This is a genomic window from Streptomyces sp. ISL-43, from assembly GCF_018614195.1.
In the GTDB taxonomy this organism is placed as follows: Bacteria; Actinomycetota; Actinomycetes; order Streptomycetales; family Streptomycetaceae; genus Streptomyces.
This window is the reverse complement of record NZ_JAGGOT010000087.1, coordinates 20,467-28,272: the sequence shown is the minus strand read 5'-3', so window position 1 is coordinate 28,272 and position 7,806 is coordinate 20,467. Positions and strand designations below refer to the sequence as shown.

The window sequence follows — 7,806 nt, the reverse complement described above, 5'->3', positions numbered from 1 at the left end:
CCCGAATTAACCAACAGCGTCGGAATCATCCGGGCGGGGCCTTCCTCATGCGTGCCGCGGGCCCGCGTACGGGCCGCGCTCAGTCCAGCGGCCGCTTCGGCGCCGGCCGCCACACCACCAGGGCGCTGCCCGGCTGCGGGGGCTGGTACGGGACCAGGTCGCGGCGGTACGAGGCGTGGACCTGGGCCTCGCGCTGCTGGAGGACGGCGGCAGCGCCGTCGACCGCCGAGGAGAGCTCGGCCACGCGCTGCTGGAGCGCGGCGACCTGGTTCTCCAATTCGATGATCCGCTTGATGCCCGCCAGGTTGATGCCCTCGTCCTGGGACAGCGCCTGCACCGTGCGGAGCAGTTCGATGTCGCGGGCCGAGTAGCGCCGGCCGCGCCCGGCCGTGCGGTCCGGGGAGACCAGGCCGAGGCGGTCGTACTGGCGGAGGGTCTGCGGATGCAGGCCCGAGAGCTGGGCGGCCACCGAGATCACGTAGACCGGGGTCTCGTCCGTGAGCTGGTAGTGGCTCCTGCGGCGGCCGTCCATGTCATGCTCCCTTCGCGGACTCGAACAGCGCGGAGCGCGGGTCCTGGGACGCCATCGCCTCGCGGTACAGCTCCAGGGCCTCGCGGGCCTTGTCGTTCAGCTCGGCCTCGGCAGGGACCGCGACCTCCACCGTGACGAGGAGGTCGCCGCGGGTGCCGTCCTTGCGGACCGCTCCCTTGCCGCGGGCCCGCATCGTACGGCCGTTGGGGGTGCCCGGGGGCAGCTTCAGCGTCACCGAGGGGCCGTTCAAGGTCGGGACCTTGATGTCGGCTCCCAGCGCCGCCTCCGCGAACGTCACCGGCACGGTCACCGTGAGGTTGTCGTCCTTGCGGCCGAAGACCGGGTGCGTGTCGACGTGCACGGCGACGTAGAGGTCGCCGGACGGTCCGCCGCGCTCACCCGGGGCTCCCTTGCCGCGCAGCCGGATCCGCTGGGAGTCGGAGACCCCCGCCGGGATCCGGACCTGCATGGTCCGGGAGGAACGGGCGCGCCCGCTGCCCTTGCATACGTCGCAGGGGGTCTCCGCGATCAGGCCGCGGCCCTTGCAGTCCGCGCAGGGGTCGGTCAGCGAGAAGCCGCCGCCGCTGCCGCGCGAGACCTGGCCGGTGCCGACGCAGGTCGGGCACACGCGGGGCGTGCCGTGCTTGTCGCCGGTGCCCGAACAGGCCTTGCAGGGCGACTGCGAGGACATCCGGAGCGGGACCGTGGCCCCGTCCACCGCCTCCGTGAAGGAGAGGGTGACCTCCGATTCGATGTCCTGGCCGCGGCGCGGCTGGGTACGGGTCCCCGCGCCGGCGCCGGCGCCGCCGCGGTTGAAGAGCCCGCCGAAGACGTCGCCCAGACCGCCGCCGAAGCCGCCGCCCGCGCCGCCCGGCTGCTGTCCGCCGAAGAGGTCGCCGAGGTCGAAGTTGAACGAGCCGCCGGCCCCGCCCGGACCGGGGCGGAAGCCCCCGTTGCCGAACAGGGCGCGGGCCTCGTCGTACTCCTTGCGCTTCTTCGCGTCGCCGAGGATGTCGTTCGCCTCGGAGATCTCCTTGAAGCGCTCCTCGGCCGAGGCGTCGCCCTTGTTGGCGTCCGGGTGGAACTCGCGGGCGAGCTTCCGGTACGCCTTCTTGATCTCGGCCTCGGTGGCGTCCTTCGGGACACCGAGAACCTTGTAGTAGTCCTTCTCGACGAAGTCCTTCGTGTTCATCCCCGGTGTCCCTCCTCTCGTGCCTCGTGTCCCGCTGGTGCTACGTGTTCAGCGTCAGCCCTTGTCGGGGGCATCCGCGTCCTTGTCCGACGGGGCCTCGGCCTCCGCCGCCTCGGACTTCGGTGCCGTGCCCGGCTGGGGCTCGGCCACCGCGACCCGCGCGGGGCGGATCGTACGCTCGCCGATCCGGTACCCCGGCTGCAGGATCGCCACGCAGGTCGTCTCGGTGACGTCCGGCGCGTACGAGTGCATCAGGGCCTCGTGGATCGTCGGGTCGAAGGGCTCGCCCTCCTTGCCGAACTGCTGCAGGCCCATCTTGGCCGCGGCGGTCTCCAGCGATTCGGCCACCGACTTGAAGCCGCCGACCAGTTCGCCATGCTCCCGCGCCCGGCCGATGTCGTCCAGGGTCGGGAGGAGCTCCGTCAGGAGGGACGCGACCGCGATCTCCTTGACGGCGATCCGGTCCCGCTCCACGCGACGGCGGTAGTTCTGGTACTCGGCCTGGAGCCGCTGGAGGTCCGCGGTGCGCTCACCGAGCGCCGTACGGGCCTGGTCCAGCTGGGCGAGCAGTGCCACATCCGCGCTTACGTCCCCGGCCGGAGCCGCCGACTTCTCCTTCGAGGAGTCGGCGGTCTTCGGCTCGGCGGCCGCGTCGTCCGCGTCCGCGCCGGTGGGGACTTCGGGCTCCTCGTCGAAGCCCGGGGTCTCCTCCGACATCAGGCAGCGCCGCCCTTCGGCTTCTCGTCGTCGACGATCTCGGCGTCGACGACGTCGTCGTCGGCGGCCTTGGCCTCGCCCGCGTCACCGGCCGCGCCGGCGCCGGCCTGGGCGGCCTGCGCGTCGGCGTAGATCGCCTGGCCCAGCTTCTGGCTGACGGCGCCGAGCTTCTCGGTCGCGGTGCGGATCTCGGCGGTGTCCTCGCCCTTGAGCTTTTCCTTCAGCTCGGCGATGGAGGCCTCGACCTCGTCCTTGACGTCGGCCGGGACCTTGTCCTCGTTGTCCTTGACGAACTTCTCCGTCTGGTAGACGAGCTGCTCGCCCTGGTTGCGGGACTCGGCCGCCTCCTTGCGGCGGGAGTCCTCGTCCGCGTACTGCTCCGCCTCCTGGCGCATGCGGTCGACCTCGTCCTTGGCGAGGGAAGAGCCGCCGGTGACGGTCATCTTCTGCTCCTTGCCCGTGCCGAGGTCCTTGGCCGTGACGTGCATGATGCCGTTCGCGTCGATGTCGAAGGAGACCTCGATCTGCGGGACGCCACGCGGGGCCGGCGGCAGGCCGGTCAGCTCGAACATGCCGAGCTTCTTGTTGTACGCCGCGATCTCGCGCTCGCCCTGGTAGACCTGGATCTGCACGGACGGCTGGTTGTCCTCGGCCGTCGTGAAGATCTCGGAGCGCTTGGTCGGGATCGTGGTGTTGCGCTCGATGAGCTTGGTCATGATCCCTCCCTTGGTCTCGATGCCCAGGGACAGCGGGGTCACGTCGAGGAGCAGGACGTCCTTGACCTCACCCTTGAGCACGCCCGCCTGGAGGGTCGCGCCGAGCGCGACGACCTCGTCCGGGTTGACGCCCTTGTTGGCGTCCTGACCGCCGGTGAGCTCCTTGACGAGCTCGGCGACGGCCGGCATGCGGGTGGAGCCGCCGACGAGGACCACGTGGTCGATCTCGGACAGGTTGATGCCCGCGTCCTTGATGACGTTGTGGAACGGGTTCTTGCAGCGGTCGAGCAGGTCCGCGGTCAGCTGCTGGAACTGGGCGCGCGTGAGCTTCTCGTCCAGGTGCAGCGGGCCCTCGGCGGAAGCCGTGATGTAGGGCAGGTTGATCGAGGTCTCCGTGGAGGAGGACAGCTCGATCTTCGCCTTCTCGGCGGCCTCGCGCAGACGCTGGAGCGCCATCTTGTCCTTGGACAGGTCGACGCCGTGGCCGTTCTGGAACTGCTTCACGAGGTAGTCGACGACGCGCTGGTCCCAGTCGTCGCCACCGAGGTGGTTGTCACCGTTGGTGGCCTTCACCTCGACGACGCCGTCGCCGATCTCGAGGAGCGAGACGTCGAAGGTGCCGCCACCGAGGTCGAAGACGAGAATGGTCTGGTCGTCCTTGTCGAGGCCGTACGCCAGGGCGGCGGCGGTCGGCTCGTTGACGATGCGAAGGACGTTCAGACCCGCGATCTCGCCGGCCTCCTTCGTCGCCTGACGCTCGGAGTCGTTGAAGTAGGCCGGGACGGTGATGACCGCGTCCGTGACCTTCTCGCCCAGGTACGCCTCGGCGTCGCGCTTCAGCTTCTGCAGGATGAAGGCGCTCATCTGCTGCGGGTTGAAGTCCTTGCCATCCAGGTTGATCTTCCAGTCAGTGCCCATGTGGCGCTTGACGGAGCGGATGGTCCGGTCCACGTTCGTGACTGCCTGGCGCTTGGCCACCTCGCCGACGAGGACCTCGCCGTTCTTGGCGAAGGCGACGACGGACGGCGTGGTCCTGGCGCCCTCGGCGTTGGTGATGACGGTGGGCTCACCGCCTTCCAGAACGCTGACGACCGAGTTGGTGGTGCCCAGGTCGATGCCGACCGCACGTGCCATTTTGATTCCTCCAGCTGACTTGAGTGGAACAGACTCAAGAATGCACCAACCCGAATCGTGCGTCAACAGAGCTGAGCCGAGGGGGCTCAACCTTTAGGCGCTCCTTACGCGCAATCCAGCCGCCCCGCAGGAGGGAATCCGGGACGCGGAGCGCCGAGCGGGGGACCCGCGCAGCGCGGCGCACACGCTTCGCCGGCCGGCTGGGGGACGGTGCCCCCATGCTCCTGCCGATCGCCGCGCCCGCCTGGCGGGCCCCCTCCGCCAAGCGGATGCTCGACCTCGCCGGATCGGCGCTCCTGCTCGGAGTGCTCCTCGTACCGCTACTGCTGACCGCCGGACTGCTGTACGCGACCCAGGGCGCGCGGGTCCTGGTGGGCGAACCGGCGGCCGGGCTGGGCGGGCGGCCGTACCGGGCCTGGCGGTTCCGGGTCGGCGAGGGCCGGGCCGGGGCGGCGCTGGAGCGGTGCGCGCTGGACGGGCTGCCCCAGCTGGTCAACGTGGTGCGCGGGGAGATGTCGCTGGTCGGACCGGCCCCCGGGAACAGCACGTCCGACCGGCCCGACCGGCTCCTCGTACGGCCCGGGATGACCGGGCTGTGGCAGGTGAGCGCGCGTTCGGACCTGCCGTGGGAGGAGATGGACCTGCTGGACCGGCACTATGTGGAGAACCACTGGCTGGGGATGGACCTGGAGATCCTCGCGCAGACCCCGAGGGCGGCCTGGCGGCACCGGCGGACTTGAGGCGGCTCCGCGGCGGCGGCGGGGCGGCGTCAGGGCGGCGTCCTGCGACTGCGTGGCAGGCCCGAGGCATGGGCGAGCGACGCAGATCACCGCGCGCTCGGCTACATTGCGGCGTCGGGACTGGGTAACCTCAAGCCTTGACTGGATAAGTTACCGCTTAGTAAGTGCCGCCCGAGGAGCCCTTCCATGCAACTCGCCGCGATCATCGTGTCGCTGGTCCTGACGGTCGTCGGCGTCGCGCTGCTCGCCCGAGCCGTGGCGCAGATCTACCGCTTCGTGAAGCTCGGACAGCCCGTACCGGCCGGCAGCCGTACGGACGATCCGAAGGCACGAACGCTCACCCTGGCCCGGGAGTTCCTCGGCCACAGCCGGATGAACCGCTGGGGCCTCGTCGGCTTCGCGCACTGGTTCGTCGCGATCGGCTTCCTGACCCTGCCGCCCACCCTGGTCCAGGCGTACGGGCAGCTCTTCGAGGCGGACTGGCTGCTGCCGATCGTCGGCGACTTCCTGCCCTTCGAGCTCTACACCGAGTTCATCGGCCTGATGACGGTCGTCGGCATCGTCGTGCTGATGGCGATCCGCCTGCTGTCGCTGCCCTCCCGGGCCGGCCGCAAGTCGCGTTTCACCGGTTCGAAGGCCTGGCAGGCGTACTTCGTCGAGTACGTCATCCTCACCATCGGCATCGCCATCCTGTGCCTGCGCGGCCTCGAGGGCGCGATCCACCACGTCGACGGCTACGAGCCCGCGTACTTCGCCTCGTACCCGCTGGTGCTGGCCTTCGAGAACCTGTCCTTCGCCGGACTGCAGAACGCCATCTACATCACCGCGATGATCAAGATCACCGTCTCGCTGATCTGGATGATCGTCGTATCGCTGAACACCAACATGGGCGTGGCCTGGCACCGCTTCCTCGGCTTCCCGAACATCTGGTTCAAGCGGAACGCCGACGGCGGGACGGCGCTCGGCGCGCTGCAGCCGATGACCAGCGGCGGCAAGGTCATCGACTTCGAAGACCCGGGCGAGGACGACGTCTTCGGCGTCTCGCAGGTCGAGCAGTTCTCGTGGAAGGGCATCCTCGACTTCTCCACGTGCACGGAGTGCGGTCGCTGCCAGTCGCAGTGCCCGGCCTGGAACACCGGCAAGCCGCTGTCCCCGAAGCTCCTGATCATGTCCCTGCGCGACCACGCGCACGCCAAGGCCCCGTACCTGCTGGCGGGCGGCGGCAAGGACATGGAGGGCAACGAGAAGGCCACGGCTGAGCAGCTCAAGGACGTCCCGGCTGCCGCGCTGGCGGAGGCCGAGCGCCCGCTGATCGGCACCGCCGAGGAGAACGGGGTCATCGACCCCGACGTCCTGTGGTCCTGCACCACATGCGGCGCGTGCGTCGAGCAGTGCCCGGTCGACATCGAGCACATCGACCACATCGTCGACATGCGGCGCTACCAAGTGATGATCGAGAGCGCGTTCCCGTCGGAGGCGGGCACGATGCTCAAGAACCTGGAGAAGAAGGGCAACCCCTGGGGCCTCGCGAAGAAGCAGCGCGTCGAGTGGACCAAGGAGGTGGACTTCGAGGTCCCGATCATCGGCAAGGACGCGGAGGACCTCTCCGAGTTCGACTACCTCTACTGGGTCGGCTGCGCCGGCGCGCTGGAGGACCGGGCGAAGAAGACCACGAAGGCCTTCGCGGAGCTGCTGAACATCGCGGGCGTCAAGTTCGCGATCATGGGCGGCGACGAGAAGTGCACGGGTGACTCCCCGCGCCGCCTCGGCAACGAGCCGCTCTTCCAGCAGCTGGCCCAGGAGAACGTCGCCATGCTGAACATGGCGTTCGGCGAGGACGACGAGGACGAGTCCACGCGCAAGCCCAAGTCGGCGAAGCGCATCGTCTCCACCTGCCCGCACTGCTTCAACACCATCGCGAACGAGTACCCGCAGCTCGGCGGCGAGTACGAGGTCATCCACCACACGCAGCTGCTCCAGCACCTGATCGACGAGGGCCGCCTCACGCCGGTGACCCCGGTCGACGGCCTGATCACGTACCACGACCCGTGCTACCTGGGCCGGCACAACAAGGTCTACACGCCGCCGCGCGAGATCATGTCGGCCGTGCCGGGCCTGCGGCAGCAGGAGATGCACCGCCACAAGGAGCGGGGCTTCTGCTGCGGCGCGGGTGGCGCGCGGATGTGGATGGAGGAGCGGATCGGCAAGCGCATCAACAACGAGCGCGTCGACGAGGCCCTGTCCCTGAACCCGGACATCGTGTCGACGGCGTGCCCGTTCTGCCTGGTGATGCTGACCGACTCGGTGAACGGCAAGAAGAACGACGGCCAGGCGAAGGAACACGTCCAGGTCGTCGACGTGGCGCAGCTCCTGCTGGACTCGGTGAAGACACCGGAGATCGCCCCGGAGCCTGAGCCGGAGCCGGAGCCGGAGCCGGAGGCTGTCGCGGAGGCGGAGACTGTCGCGGAGCCCGCCAAGGCGGAGCCCGTGGCGGAAGCGAAGGCCGAGCCCGTGGCTGAGGCGAAGCCCGTGGCCAAGGCGGAGGCACCTGAGGCCGCGGCTGCGGAGCCGGCGGCCGAGGCGCCCGCGCCGGAGGCGGAGGTCCCGGCGGAGCCGGGCACCGACGCCGAGGCGAAGTAGCCCGCGCAACGCTGCAAGCCGGAACGGCCCGCCCCCCTTGTGGGGGCGGGCCGTTCCGCGTTCGGGACCCGGAGCACGAGCCAACCCCAGGGGTCCGGGCCAGGAGTCGGCTCCAGGGCCGGCGGCCCGGGGCCC

At 69.9% G+C, this 7,806-nt stretch carries 6 protein-coding genes; 2 read left to right on the top strand and 4 right to left on the bottom strand.

The window, feature by feature from the left end; translation table 11 throughout:
- Positions 1–79: 79 nt before the first annotated feature.
- From J7F03_RS37070 to dnaK, 4 genes are read right to left on the bottom strand one after another with little or no spacing between them, the layout of a single operon-like run.
- Positions 80–532: a heat shock protein transcriptional repressor HspR gene (locus J7F03_RS37070; protein WP_214957437.1), complete on the bottom strand. Its 453-nt coding sequence runs from the start codon at positions 530–532 to the stop codon at positions 80–82.
- A 1-nt stretch (position 533) separates the two neighbouring features.
- Positions 534–1,724 (bottom strand): molecular chaperone DnaJ, encoded by a 1,191-nt coding sequence (gene dnaJ / locus J7F03_RS37065; protein WP_214957435.1) that lies wholly within the window; start codon positions 1,722–1,724, stop codon positions 534–536.
- Positions 1,725–1,778: 54 nt separating this feature from the next.
- Positions 1,779–2,441 (bottom strand): nucleotide exchange factor GrpE, encoded by a 663-nt coding sequence (gene grpE / locus J7F03_RS37060; RefSeq protein WP_214957433.1) that lies wholly within the window; start codon positions 2,439–2,441, stop codon positions 1,779–1,781.
- Positions 2,441–4,291 carry a molecular chaperone DnaK gene (dnaK, locus tag J7F03_RS37055; protein ID WP_214957431.1) on the bottom strand — a complete coding sequence of 617 codons (1,851 nt, stop codon included), beginning with the start codon at positions 4,289–4,291 and terminating at the stop codon, positions 2,441–2,443. The genes grpE and dnaK overlap by 1 nt, the downstream gene beginning before the upstream one ends.
- 218 nt (positions 4,292–4,509) lie before the next feature.
- Here dnaK and J7F03_RS37050 point away from each other — a divergent pair, with 218 nt between their 5' ends.
- On the top strand, positions 4,510–5,031 hold the full coding sequence (locus J7F03_RS37050; RefSeq protein WP_214957429.1) for a sugar transferase: 522 nt from the start codon (positions 4,510–4,512) through the stop codon (positions 5,029–5,031).
- Positions 5,032–5,217: 186 nt separating this feature from the next.
- A complete protein-coding gene (locus J7F03_RS37045) occupies positions 5,218–7,671 on the top strand; it encodes a (Fe-S)-binding protein (protein WP_251073055.1) in 2,454 nt (817 codons plus the stop codon).
- Positions 7,672–7,806 lie beyond the last annotated feature (135 nt).

Excerpts from the sequence above, each read along its gene's own strand:
- J7F03_RS37070 (WP_214957437.1), bottom strand. The coding sequence starts at position 532 with ATGGACGGCCGCCGCAGGAGCCACTACCAGCTCACGGACGAGACCCCG.
- dnaK (WP_214957431.1), bottom strand. The coding sequence starts at position 4,291 with ATGGCACGTGCGGTCGGCATCGACCTGGGCACCACCAACTCGGTCGTC.
- J7F03_RS37050 (WP_214957429.1), top strand. The coding sequence starts at position 4,510 with ATGCTCCTGCCGATCGCCGCGCCCGCCTGGCGGGCCCCCTCCGCCAAG.
- J7F03_RS37045 (WP_251073055.1), top strand. The coding sequence starts at position 5,218 with ATGCAACTCGCCGCGATCATCGTGTCGCTGGTCCTGACGGTCGTCGGC.
- grpE (WP_214957433.1), bottom strand. The coding sequence starts at position 2,441 with ATGTCGGAGGAGACCCCGGGCTTCGACGAGGAGCCCGAAGTCCCCACC.
- dnaJ (WP_214957435.1), bottom strand. The coding sequence starts at position 1,724 with ATGAACACGAAGGACTTCGTCGAGAAGGACTACTACAAGGTTCTCGGT.